The sequence below is a fragment of the Bradyrhizobium embrapense genome, from assembly GCF_001189235.2.
GTDB lineage: Bacteria > Pseudomonadota > Alphaproteobacteria > Rhizobiales > Xanthobacteraceae > Bradyrhizobium > Bradyrhizobium embrapense.
Window position 1 is genome coordinate 616,691 of record NZ_LFIP02000003.1, and the last position, 18,344, is coordinate 635,034.

Here is an 18,344-nt window from a genome sequence, read left to right on the forward strand (position 1 = left end):
CCGATTCGTCGCTGATTATTACTTAGCCTTGACGGGGCCGGTAGCGTATGACGTAAATGTGTAACGCACTACTAAAATGCGTCACAACGACTGACTTGATGATGAGACGGCGGTGAAACAGCGACTACCCGGCTATTGCACGCTTTGTCGCTCGCGCTGCGGTGCTATCACCGTGGTCGAAGACGGACGTCTCGTCGGTGTGGAGGTATTTAATAACCACCCGACCGGCGGCGCGCTCTGTGCCAAGGGTCGGGCCGCCCCCGAAATCGTCGCCAGCCCGCGCCGCCTGACCGTGCCGCTGAAGCGGACCCGGCCGCGCGATGCCGCCGATCCCGGCTGGGTCGAGGTGTCCTGGGATGAGGCTTTGGCCGAGATCGCCGACCGGCTCGGCAGGATCCGCACCGAGAGTGGCGCCGAGGCGGTTGCGTTCGGCGTCACCACGCCGAGCGGCACGCCGATGGTTGACAGTTTCGAGTGGGTCGAGCGCTTCATCCGCGGCTTCGGCAGTCCGAACCTGATCTACGCGGTCGAGATCTGCGGGTGGCACAAGGACTACGCGCACGCGCTGACCTTCGGCCGCGGCATCGGCTTTCCCGATTACGACAATGCCGATGCGATCATCCTGTGGGGCCACAATCCCGCGCGAACCTGGCTTGCGCAGGCGACGCGGATTGCGGACGCGCGGCGGCGCGGCGCGAAGGTCGTCGTCGTCGATCCCAAGCCGAACGGCTCAGGTCAGCAGGCCGATCTCTGGCTGCGCATCCGCCCGGGCGCCGATGGCGCCCTTGCGATGGGCGCGATCCGTCATCTCGTCGCGACCGGCAGCTTCGATGCGGATTTCGTCGACCAATGGACCAATGGATCGTTGCTGGTCGATCGCGCGACGGGGCGCTTCCTGCGCGCCGACGCGTTGTGGCCGGATGGCGCGCCTGGGGCTTTTGTCCGTCTCGATGCGTCGGGCACACCGGTGGCTTGCGACACTCGCTATGCACCGGAGCGCGGCGGCCGGCTGCGCGGCGCGTTGTCAATCCGTTCGCGCGACGGCCGGATGATCTCGGCGGCAACCGCGTTCGAATTGCTGGCCGAGCGCGCCGCGCCCTATACGCCGTCGCGCGTGGCGGAACTGACCTGGCTTGATGTCGCGGACATCGACGCCTTCAATGCGCTGCTCGCCGCCCGGCCGCGGCTCGCCTATCATTCCTGGACCGGCGTCGGTCAGCACACCAACGCGACCGCGATCGAGCGTGCGATCGCATCGCTCTACGCGTTGACCGGCGCCTGCGATCGGCCCGGCGGCAATCGCTGGCCGGTGCCGCCGCCGACGCGTCCGCTCAACGACTACAATATCCTGCCGCCGGAGCAACAGGCCAAGGCGCTCGGCATCGCCGACTTGCCGCTCGGCCCCCCGACGAAGGGCTGGATCACGGCGCGCGATTTCAGCCGTGCCGTGCTCGAGGGCGAGCCTTACCGGGTGCGCGCGCTGGTCGCCTTCGGCACCAACTTCGTCGTCTCGCAGGGCCATTCCGAGCGCAACAAGGCTGCACTGAACGCACTGGAATTCCAGGTTCATGTCGACATGTTCATGAATCCGACCGCGGAGAGCGCCGATTTCGTTCTGCCGGCCAGCACGCCATGGGAGCGCGACGCGCTCAAGATCGGGTTCGAGATCACGCAGGAAGCCGTCGAGACGGTGCAGTTCCGCCCGCGGATGGTCGAGCCGATCGGTGAAGTGAAGGCCGATTACGAGATCGCTGCCGCACTCGCGCTCAAGCTCGGCATGGGGGACTTGTTCTTCGGTGGCGACATCAAGGCCGGCTGGAATTATCAACTGGCGCCGCTCGGCATTGGTGTCGAGGATCTGCGCGACCATCCGGAAGGACGCCGCTTCCCACAGGTCTTCCGCGATGAAAAATACGCCGTCACGCGTGACGACGGCACGGCGGCGGGCTTTGCGACGCCGACACGCCGTGTCGAGATCTATTCGGAGCTGATGCTGCGGCACGGGCATGACGCGTTGCCCGATCATGTCGAACCGGTCGGCAGCCCGCTCACGACTGCCGCGGACGAACGCTTTCCGCTCGTGCTCTCCACCGCCAAGAGCGGCTGGTTCGTGCACTCCTCCTGGCGGCATGTCGCCTCGCTGCGGCGGAAGTCGCCCGATCCGGCCGTCGAGATCAGCCCGCAACTCGCCGCGCGGCGCGGACTTGTGGAAGGCGACTGGGCCGTGGTGGAGACACAAGGCGGTGCCGTGCGCCTGAAGGTGCGCCTCAATGCGGCGCTCGACGATCGTGTCGTCGTCGCCGAATTCGGCTGGTGGGAAGATTGCCCGCCGCTCGGCCGTGACCGCTCGGCTGCGGCCGGCACCCTTACGCGCAACATCAACGCGGTGCTGCACGACGATGCGCGCGATCCGGTCAGCGGCTCCGTTCCGCTGCGCGCGATCGCCTGCGATATCAGGCGGGACGACATGGCCAGCCGCGGCGTCTGGAGCGGCCAGCGGCGGTTCGTGGTTGGCGAGCGCCGGACCGAGGCCGACAACGTCGTGGCGCTCAGCCTGCGGCCGCTTGACGATGGCCCGCTGCCCGATTTCCTGCCGGGCCAGCATGTGATGGTCTCACTGCCGGCCGCTGCGGAGGTGCGGGCCTATTCGCTGACCGGATCGGGCAACGTGCCGCAAGCGCTATCGATTGCGGTGAAGGGGCGCTTCTTCAACGAGGCGCGGGGCGGCGATGCGCCGTTCTTCATGCCGGATCGTCTGCATGGTCTGGCGGTTGGCGACGAGGTTCTGCTGGAGCCGCCGGGCGGCATCTTCACGCCGCCACTGAAGGGGTTGCGGCCGCTGGTCTTCCTCGCCGCCGGCATCGGCATCACGCCGTTCATCAGCCATCTCGAGACGCTGCAACTCACGGCGCAACAGGATCGCGTTGCCGAAGTCCTGCTGCTGCACGGCTGCCGCAGCAGCCGCGAGCATCCGTTCGCCCGGCGGCTCGCGGAACTGGAAGCCTCTACGCCGGCGCTGACGCGGGTGACGTTCTATTCGGTCCCGCTCGCGCAGGACGCGGTCGCTTCGCCGTCGTTACGCAGGGGCCGTCTCGATCTCGACCGGGTCAAGCCGCTGCTGGCACGGCGCCCGCTGGTCTACATCTGCGGCTCACCGGATTTCGTCACGGCGCAGATCGAGGCTGCCGTGGCGCTCGGTATCCCGCGGTTCGACGTCTTCGCCGAAAGCTTCGTGTCGCCGCCGTCGGTGCCGCGCGACCTTGCGCCGCGAACCATCCGGCTTGCGGGCAGCAAGCAGAGTTTTTCGTGGGGACCGGAGCAGGGGACGCTGCTCGATGCCGCAAGTGCGGCGGGTGTGGTGCTGCCGAGCGGCTGCCGTGTCGGGCAATGCGAAAGCTGCGCGGTCGAGGTGGTCGATGGGGAGTTCACCCATCTCGGCCCTGTCGACATGAACGAGGGGCAGTGCCTCACTTGCCAGGCTGTGCCGCTCACCGACCTCACGCTCGCGCTTTGATGACCAAACAAGATTGAAGGCCAACCGCATCACCGGAAGGGGATCAGATTGATGACGAATGCAACGCACGACCAAACCGTGAGCCTGCGAAAACCTGTCGCCGACAACATCATGGCGCGATTTTCGCAGGCCCTCGTGGCGTTCGCCGAGCGCTGGTTTCCGGATGCGTATGTCTTCGTCCTGATCGCCGTGATCGCGGTTGCCGCAGGCGCGATCCTGCATGGCGGCTCGCCGCTCGCCGTCAGCCGCGCATTTGGGGATGGGTTCTGGAATCTGATTCCGTTCACGATGCAGATGGCGCTGGTTGCGGTCGGCGGCTACGTCGTGGCGATGTCGCCGCCGGTCGCGGCCGTGCTGGCGCGGCTCGCGAGCGTGCCGAAGACCGGGCGCGGCGCGGTGGTGTTCGTCGGGATGCTCAGCATCTTCCTCTCGCTGCTGAACTGGGGTTTGAGCCTGATCTTCTCCGGCTTGCTGGTGCGGGAGATCGCGCGGCGCACGGACATCCGGCTCGATTATCGGGCGGCGGGCGCCGCCGGCTATCTCGGGCTCGGCTGCGGCTTCACTCTCGGCATCACGTCGTCGGCCGCACAGCTCCAGGCCAATGCCGGCAGCATTCCGGCATCGCTATTGCCGATCACCGGCGTGATCGGCTTCTCGGAAACCATCCTGACCTGGCAGAACATGGTCACCGTCGTGATGGTGAGCGTTGTGTCGGCGGCGATCTGCTACTTCACGACACCGGCGCCGGAGCAAGCCAAGACGGCGGAAGATCTCGGTGTTGCGCTCGGCGATGATCGGATCGAGGCCAGGAAGCCGGCCCGTCCGGGCGACTGGCTGGAGTTCAGTCCGCTGCTGACGATCCTGATCGCGCTGCTTGCCGCCGGCTGGCTGTGGCAGACCTTCCAGTCGGGCAATCCGCTGATCACGCTGTCGGGGCTCAACACCTACAATTTCGTCTTTCTCATTCTCGGCATCGTGCTGCACTGGCGGCCGCGCAGCCTGATCGAATCCTTTTCCAAGGCGATGCCGAGCGTCTCCGGCGTGCTGCTGCAGTTTCCGTTCTACGCCGGCATCGCGCAGATCCTGACCAAGGTGCCGAACAGCAGCGGCACCACGCTGTCGGACACCATCGCGCACTGGTTCGTCGGCGCCTCCAGCAATTCAACCGTGTTCTCGTTCCTGGTCGGAATCTATTCGGCATTGCTCGGCTTCTTCGTGCCGTCGGCCGGCGGCAAGTGGATCATCGAGGCGCCCTACATCATGAAGGCGGCCAACGATATCGGCGCGCATCTCGGCTGGACCGTCATGGTCTACAACATCGCCGAGACGCTGCCGAACTTCATCAACCCGTTCTGGATGCTGCCGCTGCTCGGCATCCTCGGCCTGAAGTCGAAGGACCTGATCGGTTACACCTCGGTGCAGTTCTTCATCCACTTCCCGATCGTGATGCTGCTGGCCGCGATCCTCATGGCGACTTTCACCTATCACCCGCCGATCCTGCCCTGAGCGAGTGCGGCCGGGCATCAGGAGCGCCGTGCCCGGCCAGCATCTCGCCGATTCAAGCGTCCGCATCCGGTGTCACCAAAACTGTGCTGTTTTTTCTGTCCGCACGAACGAGGCATTGCGCCGGGCCGCCATCTTTGGATGGCCATTTTATTGACCCAGGCGCGATTCAGCCGGATATTCATCCCCGACAATTCGTGTTGTTCGAGATCACCGCCATGAGACGTAACCACCGCAGCCTGATGTCTGACATGCGAAGCCGCATGCAGCGTCGCTGCGTCTCGGCGGCGACCGGCGTCTGTTGTTGATCGCTTAAGAAAAATCCAAGCACCCGACAATCAGACAGGAGCGCCGTCATCCGGCGATCGAGCACGCATGTCCCAGGCCCAAATCTCCGACGCCCAAACGTCTCAAGCCAAAACGTCCCAAGCTTACGTCATCGAGATATCGGAACGAACGGCGGGTATCGTCGTCAGCGACGCCAGAGGCTTCTGCTTCTTCTCCTCGGATCGCGCCTTCGATGGTCTCGATGGCGGCTATTTCGGCTCCGCGCGCGCCGCAGAGCGTGCGGTGAGGGCACTGTTGCGGCAGCGTCGCCCGGCCCGCGGCCAGCCTCCATCGACCTCACGCAATTTCTGACTAGCGATATCTGAAAGGCAACCTTGCCGCTTGGCCAGAAATGCCAAGACCGGCGCACACCATTCAGGACGCGGCCGCGAGCGGCGGCGAGGCCGCTTGTGGTGCCTCGGAAGCCTGCGTGGCAGTCGTCGCGAGCTGGAAGCGGATGCCGTGCAGGGAGACGGTCAGCGGGATGGCACGGAAGTCGTCGTGGAAGGCGCGGATCCGGCGGGCCAGCTCGCCGGCGCTGATGCCGGCGGGAAGCTCGCACATGTCGCGGTACATCTGCCGGGTGCTCTTGATGCCGCACCAGGCGATTTCCAGTTCCCTTGGCGGCGCGGGATCGCGGGCGAGATCGCGCGACATCCGCCAGAACAGATGGGCAAGCCGCACATAGGCGATCTGCTCCAGCCCGCGCACGCTGATCTTGTCGGGAATGATGAAGGACTCGACCCCGACGATCGGGCCGGAATCGACGCGCGCGGCCATCACATGGGCGGTCGCGCCGAACGTGCGCGCACCGTCATAGAGTGCGAAATGCGCCGGCGCCCAGCCCGGATATTGCGGCGGGCCGGGGTGGAAATTGTAGGCGCCGTGGCCGAGCGCCGCCAGGATGCGTTCAGGCACGATGATGCTGGTGGTGAACGCCAACAGCCGGGCCTCGCGCAACACTTCGGGCTCGATTGCTGCGAGGTCCTCGGCCGTCACCGCGCAGCGGAACGACAGCGCCGGATTGTGTGCCTTCAACAGCTCGGTGAGCGCGAATTGCTGGCTGGCGACGCCGGTGAGAAGGATGATGGTCTTCATGATATCGATGTCCTTCTCTTGCCTGCTGGTTGTGCCGTTGATCAGCCGCGCTGTCCGGCCATGACGAGGACGCTGCCGACATCGCGGGATTGCCCCACTGCGCGGAACAGATCGGCCGGCAATGCCTGCCACGGGGCAATCTCGATGATCCGGTTGTTCGCGCTGGCGGCTGCCGATTTCGCCGCGCGGATATCGTCCTGCCAGGGGCAGAGCGCGAGCTCGAGCCGGCCGAATCCGCCGCAATCGGCGGCGAACGCGCCGGTGACCGCCTCGATGCTGGCCGCCATTTCGCGCGCGTCGCTGGTCGCGATATCGCGCAGGATCACGGTGATCGCGTCGTTCGAGGCTGCCGGCGACTCGATCACGATCATGGCGTCGCGGCCGCCGCTGCGGCTGGCGCGCCGCGCCGCCCGCATCGTGACGCCGAATTCGGCATCGGGCCCGAGGTCGCTGTTGTCGGTCGGCAGATGGTGGACGACCGTGGTGTGGCGGGGCGTGCCGGCATCCTCGGCGGGGGCATGGTACGAGCGCGGCAGCCAGGCGGTGTCGAGCGCCATCTGCGACGATGTCAGGCTCCAGGCCTGGTCGAGCAGGTAGCCCTCCCAGACCGCAGGGTATGCTATCGCGAGATGATGCCAGTTGTTTAGCAACGCCTCGGCGGCCGCGGTACGGCCGAGATAAAGGGTGCGTGCCGACATCTCCCACCGGTTCCACTTGTGGAGCGCGATGTCGCACCCGAGGGACGACGGCAGCAATGGCGGCTCGCTGAGTGTCGCATCGGCCTCGATGAACAGCAGCGGCTCGCGGTGCTCCTGCCACATCCGCAGCATGAAGGCGGACTTCTCGGACGCGCGCATGTGCTGGCCGTCCGCGGTGTCGATCGGCACGATGTCGCTGGCGATCTCGAATTCGGCCAGCTTTTCGCGCAGCGCGCTGGCGTGATCCTCGCCGCAGGCGCGGGGATAGCAGGAGACTACGCGCAGGGCTGCGTCGGATCGGGCACCTTGCGCGGGCGCGATCGGGCGCCAGTTGAGGCCGCCCCACCACATCTCGTGCGGGCCATCGAAGCTCGGGCCGATGGTTCCGAAGTCCGTCAGCTTGGACTTCAGGAAATCGAACGCGGGATTTTCGCCGAAGGGGACCACGACCGCGCAATCGGCGCGGAGCGATCGGTAGAGGATTTCGGCGGCGGGGCCGCTCGGCGGCTCGACGAGGATGATGACGCCATGGTCCCGCCCGGGCAAGGAGCCGGCCTGATGAACGGTTGCGCGTCCGAGCCGTTCGGACAGCCATGCGAGCCGCCGGCGCTGTGCCGCGCTCATCCGGATGCCGTTCGCAGCCAGTAATTGGTCGAAATCCGTCGGCAAGCCGTCCGCTTGCACCGTGTCAGCCGAAATCATGCCCGCGCTACCCCTCGTTAACCTTGTACGGGCGGGGCGGCCAGATCAGGCGGACAAATCAGTGGTCGTTGGTGACCTGCGCAGCGCTGGCGTTGCGCCAGGTCAGCGTGGCCGAGGGGGCTCGGTTACCGTCGCGGTCCTCGACGGCAAGGATGCGGTCATGGTCGAGGGCGGTCAGCGCGACGGTGTAGATCGCGACATCGTCCTTGAAGCCATCGACCGGGATCAGCAGCATGCCGTTCTCGGTGGTGGCACGGAACTGACGGCCGCTCCGCTCGAGGCCGGCATCGATCAGCCGTTCCTCGGCGATCGCCTTCACGTTCGAACCCTCCGCAGCCTTCGCGGTGCTCTCGCCGTACTGGACCGTGATGCCGTAGAGCATCCCGGCGCGGCTGAGCTTTGCCAGCGGCAGCGCGATGGTCGCAACCGCCATGCGGCGCGACAATGGAATCCGCAGGCGGAGGTCGCCAAGCCCGGTATGATAGACGCTGACGGCTTCCAGCGAGGCCTGGCCGTCTGGCCCGAACAGGCCGACCTGCAGCGTCCCGCATTGCGCCTCGCCGAACACGTTCGCGGGCAGGCGATTGGCGCCGAACAATGTGTAGAGGTAGGCATGCGCGGGTGACAGCGCGGCGAAGCTGCCGGCCAGCCACATCGGCGGCGCCGGAGCCGCACAGGCGGCGGCGAGGCCGCGCGCGACGATGTAGTCATTGACGAAGCCGGCGTCGAGCAGCGGCGCCAGCGCCTGGGTGCCGAGGTTGACGTCGTGCTTGATGCCGCCGAGCAGCACGAGTTCATCATCGTCGGGCAGCAGCAGGAGACGGCCGAGCACGGCGGCGGCCCAGCGTGCCGCAACGATGGGATCCGCGTCGGGCTGCAATGCATAGCGCGGTGCCAGCTCGCGGGCGCGCGACGCATAGGCCAACGTCCCGGATTGCACCTCGTTCGCCAGCGCCAGCTGCGCGGCCGGGCGCTGATCGCCCTCGCGCAACACCTCTCCGCCGCGATAGTCGCGTGCCGATCCCTCGTCGGAGCAGCAAAGCTGCTCCAGCAATGCGACGTTACGGATTAGCATGCGCTTGACGTGCGGCGTGACGATGCGATCCGAGATCAGGCCTTCCGCGGTGTCGTCATCGGCGATGTCGTCGAAGGCGTCATCGAGCGTCAGCAGATAGGCGCCATGCAGGCGGATGCGAATGCCCTCGCGATCGAAGATGCGCCGCAGCGACTTCTGCACGCTGGCGGAATAGCCGAGGTCGACGAGGATCAGATCGGTGCAGCCGTCGAAATCCGCGATCTTTGTGCGAAGATAAGCCAGCAGGCGCGCGCGGACGCGGGCGGCGATGTCGGTGATTTCGCGCGGATCCATCAGGTCGGGCAGGGCGTCGGCGAGCTCGCGGCCGCTCGCAATGCCGTCGGGAAATTGCGCGAAGAACTTCATCACGGCAGGAGGCTGCACCTTGACGATATCGACGAAAGTCGCCGCGTCGATCTTGACGACACGGCTCAGCAGCTCGCTGAGCGGTTCGAGCGTATCGGCCGACCCCACCAGGCTGACGCGCCGATTGATCTCGACATAGGCGCCGGTCTCGCCATGGCTTGCCTGCCAGACGCGATACGGCAGCAGACCGTCGCGGCCGAGGAAACCGATCGCGACGCGCGCGCCCTCGCGCGTCAGTGCCGCGCGCCGCGCTTCGATGAAGGCGTCGAACGCCGCCATCACCGGGCCGAGCACGGTGACGCCGAGATTGAAAGCGGGCGAATGCTCTGCGCTGCGTGCGGTCACAGCGCGCCGCAGTGTGCGGGCGCCGCAATCGAGCCGCGACGGCTGGTCGGGACACAGCAGTTCGAAGATCGACGTCTCACGCTGGAACTTCGACGCCAACGGCGCGCTGGCCTGTGGATAGTAGCGCGGACGGATGCCGTGACGGCGGGCGCCCTTGATATCGGCGTTGTGATTGTCGCCGATATGGAACGAGCTTGCCGCATCGATGCCTTGCTCGGCGAGATAGGCCTCGAACAGCGCTTCACTCTTGCCAGAGCCGTGATCGCAGGATGCGTAGAGGAAGTCCCAGGTCAGTCCCGGGCTGCAGGCGCGCAGCAGCTGCGCGAGCTGGTCGCTGCTCCAGTAGGTGTCGGAGATGAAGCCGACGCGAAAGCCGCTGCGCCTCATGTCCATATATTGCTCGAGCATTTCCGGGTTGGCGCGGCACAGCTCGAGCTCGGCTTCGAACTCGAGCTGCGCGAGTTCACCCAACGCATCGCGGCCCAGGCCGAACAGCCTGAACGGAAAGTACTTATAGATGTCGGCGATACGCACTTCAGTGGAGCCGCTGCGCTCCAGCGCCAGCTTGCGCGCGCGCGCCTCCGCCTGGATACGATGCTGAACGAAACTGACGGACATGCTTGGAAATTTTTCAGCAATGCGAGAATGCTGAAAAACCCTTTCAAACACGCCATCCGGCGTCGTGCAGGCGCGCAACAGAAACGTATCGAAAACATCGAATGAACATGCAGAAACATTCTGCGCTCGACGCGTTGCGTCGACCGTCATGATCGTCATGCGCAAAATTCCCGCCAGTTCTGATGCGTTGAACGGCTGCATGAGACAAATCAGGCGCGATGATTCAAAAAAGTTGATGCGAGATTCCAAAACCCGCGCTTCGCGACTGACAGATTCAAAAAATCCGATAACGTCGAAATGGTGATTCGGAAAAAATTGCCTAGCCGCAATCGTCGAGTGCAAGATGGCGACCAACGGCGACGGATCAATCGCATGCTCCGCGCATGCATGTGTTCGCGTGGCGTTAGTTGATGTGACAACAGCGTTTTCCGGCGCGACGAAATCTTCCGCGGGCATGCAAGGCGATGCTGAACGACTGCTCCAGACTTCGTAGAATTGCGGCCCGCGCCTTCGCGCAGCGGCAGCTTTTGCCGGGCGGTCGGCAAAAAGATCCAGCTAAGCATTTGAAAAATAACGAAAAAAATTCGCCTGGTTTGTCTGCCCTCTCCGTTCAACGCTCAGAAGCCGCATGCGATGTGTGCTTGCGGCGTTGGTTGGAGAGCGGCGGATGAGTTACGCGCTTGATGTGATGGCAGCGGTCGAGGTTGAGGCCACGACGGCCGCGGCTGCGCCGGCCGAAGCGACTGCTCCCTGGAGCAACGTCCCCACGGTAGCCGATGCGGGCCCGCTCGATACCGTCGAGATCCAGGACGAGGACAAGGAGCTGCTCGACCGTCTCGCCGCCGGCGACGAGGCGGCGTTTCGTGCGCTCGTCGAACGCCATGTCGATCGCGCCTACGCGATCGCGCTGCGCATCGTCGGCAATGCCGCAGATGCAGAGGATGTAGTGCAGGACACGATGCTGAAGGTGTGGACGCATCGCGGCCGCTGGCAGCACGGCCGCGCCAAGTTCTCGACCTGGCTCTATCGCGTCGTCAGCAACCGTTGCATCGATCTGCGCCGCAAGCCGCGCACCGAGAATGTCGATGTCGTGCCCGAGGTCGCCGACACGCAACTCGACGCCTCGACCGTCATCGAGCGCAACGAGATCGGCAATCTCCTCGAGCTCGCGATGCAGCGGCTGCCCGAGCAGCAGCGCGTCGCGGTGATCCTTTCCTACCACGAGAACATGAGCAACGGCGAGATCGCCGAGGTGATGGATACGACCGTCGCCGCGGTCGAGTCGCTGTTGAAGCGCGGGCGGCAACAGCTGCGCGAGATGCTCAAGCGGCACGAGCGCGACCTGCGCGGCGCGTTCACCGACTCTTAACCATAAATTTCGGCTTCTGAAGATTTCGCGCCTGACCACCGGCGGCCGACCCGTTTGATCGGGCGGACGGGGGCTGGATCCGCGTCACCTCACTTTCTCACGATGCGGCATGCCATGCCCCATCAGCACAGGAGCTACTCATGCCGGCAATTTCCACCAACACGGCCGCCAACTCCGCGGTCCGTTACCTCAACATCAACTCGATGCAGGAGACCAGTGCGCTGTCGAAGCTGTCGAGCGGCTCGCGCATCACCTCCGCTTCCGACGACGCGGCCGGCCTTGCGATCTCGACCCGCATCTCCTCGGACATCACGACGCTGCAGCAGGCTGCCACCAACGCGGCGCAGGCGACCTCGATCCTGCAGACGGCCGACGGCGGCGCCTCCAACATCTCGGACATCCTGGCCCGCATGAAGTCGCTGGCCTCCGAGTCCGCCTCCGGCACCGTGGCTGACTCCAGCCGCGCCTACATCAACTCGGAATTCACGCAGCTCAAGGGCGAAATCGACTCGATCGCCTCCGGCACCCGCTACAGCAGCCAGAGCCTTCTCGACGGTTCGAGCGTGTTCTCCTCGGGCGTCTCGGTGCTGGTCGGCTCGACCTCGGCCGACACCATCACGATCACCCTGACCAGCCTAACGGCGTCCTCGCTCGGCGTGACCTCGCTCGACGTCTCCAGCCTGTCGAGCGCCACCAGCGCGATGTCGGCCCTCGACAGCGCGATCGACACCGTGTCGTCCGCCCGCGCCGAGATCGGTGCCCAGGAATCGCGCTTCAACTTCAGCGCCGACTCGATCTCGACCCAGACCCAGAACCTGCAGTCCGCCAATTCGGCGATCAAGGACGTCGATATCGCTTCCGAGCAGGCGACGCTGTCGTCCGCTGAAGTGAAGACCCAGGCGGCGGTGTCGGCGGAAACCGCCGCCAACCAGATGCCGCAGTACCTGCTGAAGCTGCTCGGCTAATTCGAGCGATAGATCGGGCCGGCATCTTGCCGGCCCGATCCTCACGACGGCGGAGGTGTCGACATGACGGTTAGCAGCGCCACCTCGAGCACATCAGCTACGACATCGTCGAGTTCCGCCAGCTCTGCCAGCACGGTGACCACGACCGGCACGACCAATTCGGCCAGTATCGACTGGACCGCCCTGATCGATGCCGAAGTCAATGCCAAGCTCGCGGCGGCGACCACGATCACCACCAAGATTACCGCGAACCAGGCCAAGGTCACGGCCTACCAATCCTTGCAGACCGAGCTGTCGACACTGGCAACCGGCTTGTCGTCGCTCAGCACGTCGATCATCAACTCGATCGCCACCAACGTGTTCGCCACACGCTCGGCGACGATTTCGTCCACCGGCGACGTCAGTGCCTCCTCGGCGCTGTCGATGAGCGTCAACAGCGGTTCGGCGACCGGCAATCACACGCTCCAGATCACCCAGCTCGCAACCGCGCAGAAGGTGATCGGTTCCTCGCAGTCGAGCACCTCGACGGCGCTCGGCCTCTCCGGCACGTTTTCGCTCGGCCTCGCCGGCGGCAGCAGCACGGCGATCTCGATCACCAGCGGCATGTCGATGCAGGATATCGTCGACACCATCAACGCCCAGACCTCGAGCACCAACGTCCAGGCTTCCATCGTCCAGGTGTCGAGCGGGTCCTATGAGATGGTGCTGACGGGGACCGAGGACGCCGCAAACATCACCTATTCGTCGACATCCGGCGATGACATCCTGAACAAGCTCGGCGTCACCGACACAACGGGGGCTTTCACCGACGTGTTGCAGAAGGCGCAATCCGCCGAATTCACCCTCGACGGCATCGCGCTCACGCGCAGCACCAACGATATTTCCGACGTGCTCTCGGGCGTCACGTTCGACCTGCTGCAGCCGACGCCGAGCGGCACCAGCCTGAACATCAGCATCTCGACCGACACCAGCCAGATCACGTCGGCGCTGCAGACCTTCGTCACCAACTACAATGCGTTTCGCGACCAGGTGATCGCGCAGTCGGCGCAGAACTCCGACGGCACGGCCTCATCGAGCGCGGTGCTGTTCGGCGACAGCACGATGCGCGATATCATGACGCAGCTTCAGCAGGTGCTCAGCGGCTCCGTCGGCAGCATGACGATGGCCGACCTCGGCCTGTCGTTCAACCAGAACAACGAGCTGCAGCTCGATACCGGTACGCTGTCGACCGTGCTGACGCAAAACCTGGCCGGCGTCACCAAGCTGCTGTCCGCGCAGACGACGACCTCGTCCAGCCAGCTCAACGTCGTCAACACCGGCACGTCGCCGCAATCGTTCACGCTCGATGTGACGGTGGATTCGACCGGCACGCTGACCGGCGCCTCGGTCGGCGGCGACAGTTCCGGCTTTTCGGTGGTCGGCGACTCCATCATCGGCAATTCGGGCACGATCTACGCCGGCATGGCATTCACCTACACCGGCTCGACCTCGCAATCGATCACCGTCACGTCATCGTCCGGGCTTGCGGCGCAACTTTATCAGCTCGCGCAAACCAACTCCGGGACCAGCGGTCAGCTACAGACCATGATCACCAACCTGCAATCGCGCGATACCGACCTGCAGTCCCAGGTCAGTGATATCCAGAGCAATGCCGCGACGTTCAAGGCGCAGCTGCAGCTTCAATACGCCAATTATCAGGCCGCCATCGAAAGCGCGAACAACACGCTGGGCTACCTGAGTGCTCTCCTGAACGCATCATCGAGTAAATAATGACCCAGAATGCCACGGCCTACCTTGCGCACAATGCCTATCGATCCGCCGCGGTGGCGGTTCCGCCGCTGAAGGCGGTGGTGATGCTGTACGACGGCGCCATCACGTTGCTGCAGAAGGCGCTGGATGCGCACGAGGCGAAGCGCTTCGAGGAAGGGCATACCTATCTGACGCGGGCGACCGCGATCCTGCGCGGACTGAGCCACCATCTCGATGTCACGCGCGGGGGCGCGATGGCCGATCGCCTGTTCCGGACCTACAACGCCCTGATCATGGCCTGCCTGCGCTCCTACGGCCGGCCGCACGCCCGGGAGAATTTCCGGCGCATCATTGCCAGCCTGACGGAACTGCGCGACGCTTGGAAGTTCGTCGAGGCGACCGCCGGCAAGGCCGGCAAGGCCAAGACGCTCGACAAGACGCTCGAATCAGCCGCCGGCCGCTGAGCGGGCGAATCGGCCGGCGAACCCGTTTCGCCGGGACGGGCAGGGCGCTCGGGCGGATGTCCTGTTGGGGAAAAAAGGCCGCTCGGTGAGCACCATGCTGGACCTGACGCACCGGCGGCGGAAATTGATTTCCGCCGTTCCGCGAATGCTTTATGACAGCCTTGGCGACGAGGCTGGATCTGCGCACGGGATGGACGTTGCGACATTCGAAGACCTGATCGACCGGCTGGGGGAGGATCTGTCCCGCTGGCCCGATGATCAACGTCTTGCTGCCGTCCAGCTGCTCGCATCCTCGGCCGAGGCGCGGTCGCTTTATGAGCAGGCAAGCGCGGTCCGCCGGGCGCTCACGGCGCCGCCGGTTCGCGCGCCCAAGGGCTTGGTCGACCGCATCGTGACCGCGGCGGCGAAACTGCCGCAGCAGGAACTGGCCCAAGAACTATCCCAAGAACCGGCCTCGGAGCCAACCGCGCCCGAGGAGGAGCCGAACGACGCGCAGGCTCAAGGCGATTCCGCGCAGCAAGGCAAGGTGCTGCCTGCGCTGTTGCTGGCCCTCTGCCTGCTGCCCGCGCTGGCGCCGCCGGCACTGATGCTCGGCGAGCCCGATCTGCCAATCAGGCTCTCGCTGTAAGCTCTTCCCATTGCTTTGCAGCGCACCGCGCCCCGCCGCGGCGGGCGCGCTTGCGTGCTGCGCGGGGCGGCCGATCGGCAAAATCTGCCGATTAATCAAATGATTCCGCGCGGATGAATCCGCGCCTGAAATCGCCGCGTCATCCGTTTTATCTGCGAACGACTTCACGATTCCAACGTTTCACCGCGTTCCGTCGCCCTAACCCGCGACGAAGAGAGCCTTGTCATGACTGTTTCTTCGGCAACCTCTGCTGCTGCCTCCGCCGCCTCGAACTCGTCGTCGAGTTCGTCAAGCAGCGCGTCGATGGGGATGAGCTCGACCGATTTCCTCAATCTGCTCGTCAGCGAACTGCAAAACCAGGACCCGCTGAACGCCACCAGCACGACCGACTTCATTAATCAGCTCACCTCCTACGCCAACTTCACCGAGCAGCAGTCGACCAACGCCAGCATGACGTCGCTCGCGAGCTCGTTCTCGAGCCTCGTGACGCTCAACTCGGTCAACTATATCGGCCACACCGTCGAGGCGAAGACCGACACGGCGAAGCTGACCAACGGCTCCGCGACCTTCGGCTACTCGCTCACGTCGGCTGCCTCCAACGTCGCAATCGCGATCCAGGACTCCTCCGGCAACACGGTGTGGAGCGGCAAGGGGACCGGAACGGCGGGCTCGAACACTTTCACCTGGAACGGCCAGACCACGAGCGGCGCCCAGCTCGGCAATGGCGGCCAGTACACGATCAAGGTGACCGCGACCGACTCCGCCGGAAACTCGCTGCTCAGCTACACCACGATGACGGGAACGGTGACCGGGATCGATGCCTCCGGCTCGACGCCCTCGCTGCTCGTGAATGGTGTTCCCGTCAGCGCGGCCAACATCATCGGCGTCACGTCCTGATTGCCTCCGGAGTATTATCATGAGTCTCACTGGTGCACTTTCCTCGGCGATCTCGGCGCTCAATTCGCAGAGCCAGTCGCTGGCAATGATTTCCGACAACATCTCGAACGCCGATACCACGGGCTACAAGACCACGTCGGCGATGTTCGAAGATCTGGTGACGGCGTCGAGCAGCGCCACCTCGTACACGTCCGGCGGCGTCAACGTGTCGGGCCGCGCCAACATCAGCCAGCAGGGATTGCTGGCCGCGACCACCAACGCGACCGACGTCGCGATCCAGGGCAGCGGCTTCTTCGTCACCACCAATGCGACGGCGGGCGGCACCACCTCCTATACGCGTAACGGTGCGTTCACCACCGACAACGCAGGCTATCTCGTCAACAACGGCAACTATCTCGAAGGCTGGCGCACCGACGCTCAAGGCAACATCCTCGGCAATGCGTCGGCCGCGAGTCTTGGGCCGATCAACACGCAGGTCGCCGCCACCAGCGGCAGTGCTACGACCAAGGCGACGATCGCAGCGAACCTGCCGTCGGATGCGGCGACCGGCGCCACCTTCACCAGCTCCATGACGGCCTACGACTCGCTCGGAACGGCGAATTCGATCCAGATCACCTGGACCAAGACCGGCGCCAACGCCTGGACCGCAAGCTTTGGAAATCCAACGCTTGCCTCGAATTCGAGCACGACGACGGGAACCACGAGCAGCGGCACAGTGGCCATCACCTTTAATAGTGATGGTTCGCTCGCTTCGACCAATCCAAGCCCGCCGGCGATCTCGGTGACGGGCTGGACCGACGGGGCCGCCAACAGCAGCATCGCGCTCAATCTCGGTACCGTCGGCAAGACTGACGGCCTGACCCAGTACGCCTCGGGTGAGACGACCCCGGCAGTCGACCTGACCGGCATTACGGCCGACGGTCTACCCTACGGCAAGCTGAGCAGCATCGCGATCGGAAAAGGCGGCGTCGTCGACGCGACCTATTCCAACGGGCAGACGATCGCGATCTACAAGATCGCGGTTGCGACCTTCAGCGACCCCAACGGGCTGAACGCGGCCAGCGACGGCATGTATTCCGCGACGGCAGCATCCGGCAACGCCACGTTGCAGACCTCGGGGACCAACGGGGCCGGCACGGTCTACGGCGGCGAACTGGAATCGAGCACCACCGATACCAGCGGGCAGTTTTCCAACATGATCTCGGCGCAGCAGGCCTATTCGGCGGCGTCGCAGGTCATCACCACCGTCAACAAGATGTTCGACACGCTGATTTCGGCGGTGTCGCGATGATGACCGCAGCAAAGAATGACCGCTTGCTGGTCAGGCTTCAGCGGCTGAAGGCGAAGGCTGCCTCGGTTCAGTCGAACGATCGGGCGCAACTCACCGCGTTGCTCGACGACGTCGGCACATTGCGTGACCTGCTGATGCGCGAATGCGCGCGGATCGACCAGGAACTCAACCGGGCCTCGGTCCGGGTAACGGCAATCACCGCGTATGGGCGCAGTGCGCAATCGGTTCGCGCCCTGCGCCGCGGACACTAGCTTGAACGGGAGCGATGACATGACACCGGAACGCAACATCAAGATCAATCCCGCGGGCAATGACGAGCGCGCCAGGTCGTTGATCGCACTGATCGACAATCTGATCGAGATCGTGAACGAGGAGAACGTCGAGCTCGCGAAGGGCCTGCCGGCCTCCCGGCTGAAACAGGTCGACGAGAAGAACCGCCTCGCCACGCTGTTCGAGCAGTGCGTGGCGGAGGCCGTCGGCAAGACCGCCAATCTCAACGTCCAGGATCGCGCCCTGCGCGAGCAGCTGATGGACCGGATCCTGAAGCTGCGGGTCGCGATGGACGAGAACGTGATGCGGCTGCGCGCGGCGATCGACGCCAGCAACCGCAGGATCGAGGCGATCATGCAGGCGATCCGCGAGCAGATCGCCAACGTATCGCCCTATGGGGCTGGCGGCCGCAGAGTCACATCCGCGATGTCCTATGGCACCAACGTGCGGGCCTGAACGGGCCAT

Annotated in this window: 15 protein-coding genes; 12 read left to right on the plus strand and 3 right to left on the minus strand. The window is 64.9% G+C overall.

Annotated features, from left to right (window positions below; translation table 11 throughout):
* Positions 1 to 112: 112 nt before the first annotated feature.
* The 3 genes from AKN83_RS16910 to AKN83_RS16920 all read left to right on the plus strand — a co-directional run bounded on the left by AKN83_RS16910 (position 113) and on the right by AKN83_RS16920 (position 5,656).
* Positions 113 to 3,514, plus strand: a complete 3,402-nt coding sequence (locus AKN83_RS16910) for a molybdopterin-dependent oxidoreductase (protein WP_050405214.1) — start codon at positions 113 to 115, stop codon at positions 3,512 to 3,514.
* 51 nt (positions 3,515 to 3,565) lie between these two features.
* Positions 3,566 to 5,020 carry a short-chain fatty acid transporter gene (locus AKN83_RS16915; protein ID WP_063695381.1) on the plus strand — a complete coding sequence of 485 codons (1,455 nt, stop codon included), beginning with the start codon at positions 3,566 to 3,568 and terminating at the stop codon, positions 5,018 to 5,020.
* A 372-nt stretch (positions 5,021 to 5,392) separates the two neighbouring features.
* Complete coding sequence (locus AKN83_RS16920) at positions 5,393 to 5,656, plus strand: hypothetical protein (RefSeq protein ID WP_050405215.1); 264 nt, start codon at positions 5,393 to 5,395, stop codon at positions 5,654 to 5,656.
* A 63-nt stretch (positions 5,657 to 5,719) separates the two neighbouring features.
* Here AKN83_RS16920 and AKN83_RS16925 read toward each other — a convergent pair whose 3' ends face one another.
* From AKN83_RS16925 to AKN83_RS16935, 3 genes are read right to left on the minus strand one after another with little or no spacing between them, the layout of a single operon-like run.
* Positions 5,720 to 6,445 (minus strand): formyltransferase family protein, encoded by a 726-nt coding sequence (locus AKN83_RS16925; RefSeq protein WP_050405332.1) that lies wholly within the window; start codon positions 6,443 to 6,445, stop codon positions 5,720 to 5,722.
* A gap of 38 nt (positions 6,446 to 6,483) precedes the next feature.
* A complete protein-coding gene (locus AKN83_RS16930; protein WP_050405216.1) occupies positions 6,484 to 7,842 on the minus strand; it encodes a hypothetical protein in 1,359 nt (452 codons plus the stop codon).
* Between the two features lie 58 nt (positions 7,843 to 7,900).
* Positions 7,901 to 10,246 (minus strand): hypothetical protein, encoded by a 2,346-nt coding sequence (locus AKN83_RS16935; RefSeq protein WP_347336830.1) that lies wholly within the window; start codon positions 10,244 to 10,246, stop codon positions 7,901 to 7,903.
* Positions 10,247 to 10,913: 667 nt separating this feature from the next.
* On the opposite strand from AKN83_RS16935, the gene AKN83_RS16940 reads away from it, so the two are divergent.
* The 9 genes from AKN83_RS16940 (at position 10,914) to AKN83_RS16980 (ending at position 18,335) form a co-directional block, all read left to right on the plus strand.
* Positions 10,914 to 11,615 carry an RNA polymerase sigma factor gene (locus AKN83_RS16940; RefSeq protein WP_050405218.1) on the plus strand — a complete coding sequence of 234 codons (702 nt, stop codon included), beginning with the start codon at positions 10,914 to 10,916 and terminating at the stop codon, positions 11,613 to 11,615.
* Positions 11,616 to 11,755: 140 nt separating this feature from the next.
* Complete coding sequence (locus AKN83_RS16945) at positions 11,756 to 12,580, plus strand: flagellin (RefSeq protein ID WP_050405219.1); 825 nt, start codon at positions 11,756 to 11,758, stop codon at positions 12,578 to 12,580.
* A gap of 63 nt (positions 12,581 to 12,643) precedes the next feature.
* A complete protein-coding gene (fliD, locus tag AKN83_RS16950) occupies positions 12,644 to 14,350 on the plus strand; it encodes a flagellar filament capping protein FliD (RefSeq protein ID WP_050405220.1) in 1,707 nt (568 codons plus the stop codon).
* Entirely contained in the window at positions 14,350 to 14,793 is a 444-nt protein-coding gene (locus AKN83_RS16955; RefSeq protein ID WP_050405221.1) for a flagellar export chaperone FliS, read from the plus strand. The genes fliD and AKN83_RS16955 overlap by 1 nt, the downstream gene beginning before the upstream one ends.
* 94 nt (positions 14,794 to 14,887) lie before the next feature.
* Positions 14,888 to 15,421 (plus strand): hypothetical protein, encoded by a 534-nt coding sequence (locus tag AKN83_RS41870; protein ID WP_347336831.1) that lies wholly within the window; start codon positions 14,888 to 14,890, stop codon positions 15,419 to 15,421.
* Between the two features lie 225 nt (positions 15,422 to 15,646).
* On the plus strand, positions 15,647 to 16,318 hold the full coding sequence (locus AKN83_RS16965; protein WP_050405222.1) for a flagellar hook assembly protein FlgD: 672 nt from the start codon (positions 15,647 to 15,649) through the stop codon (positions 16,316 to 16,318).
* Between the two features lie 19 nt (positions 16,319 to 16,337).
* Positions 16,338 to 17,609: a flagellar hook protein FlgE gene (flgE, locus tag AKN83_RS16970; protein ID WP_050405223.1), complete on the plus strand. Its 1,272-nt coding sequence runs from the start codon at positions 16,338 to 16,340 to the stop codon at positions 17,607 to 17,609.
* Complete coding sequence (locus AKN83_RS16975; RefSeq protein ID WP_063695419.1) at positions 17,609 to 17,860, plus strand: hypothetical protein; 252 nt, start codon at positions 17,609 to 17,611, stop codon at positions 17,858 to 17,860. The genes flgE and AKN83_RS16975 overlap by 1 nt, the downstream gene beginning before the upstream one ends.
* Before the next feature lie 19 nt (positions 17,861 to 17,879).
* Positions 17,880 to 18,335, plus strand: a complete 456-nt coding sequence (locus AKN83_RS16980; RefSeq protein WP_050405333.1) for a hypothetical protein — start codon at positions 17,880 to 17,882, stop codon at positions 18,333 to 18,335.
* Positions 18,336 to 18,344 lie beyond the last annotated feature (9 nt).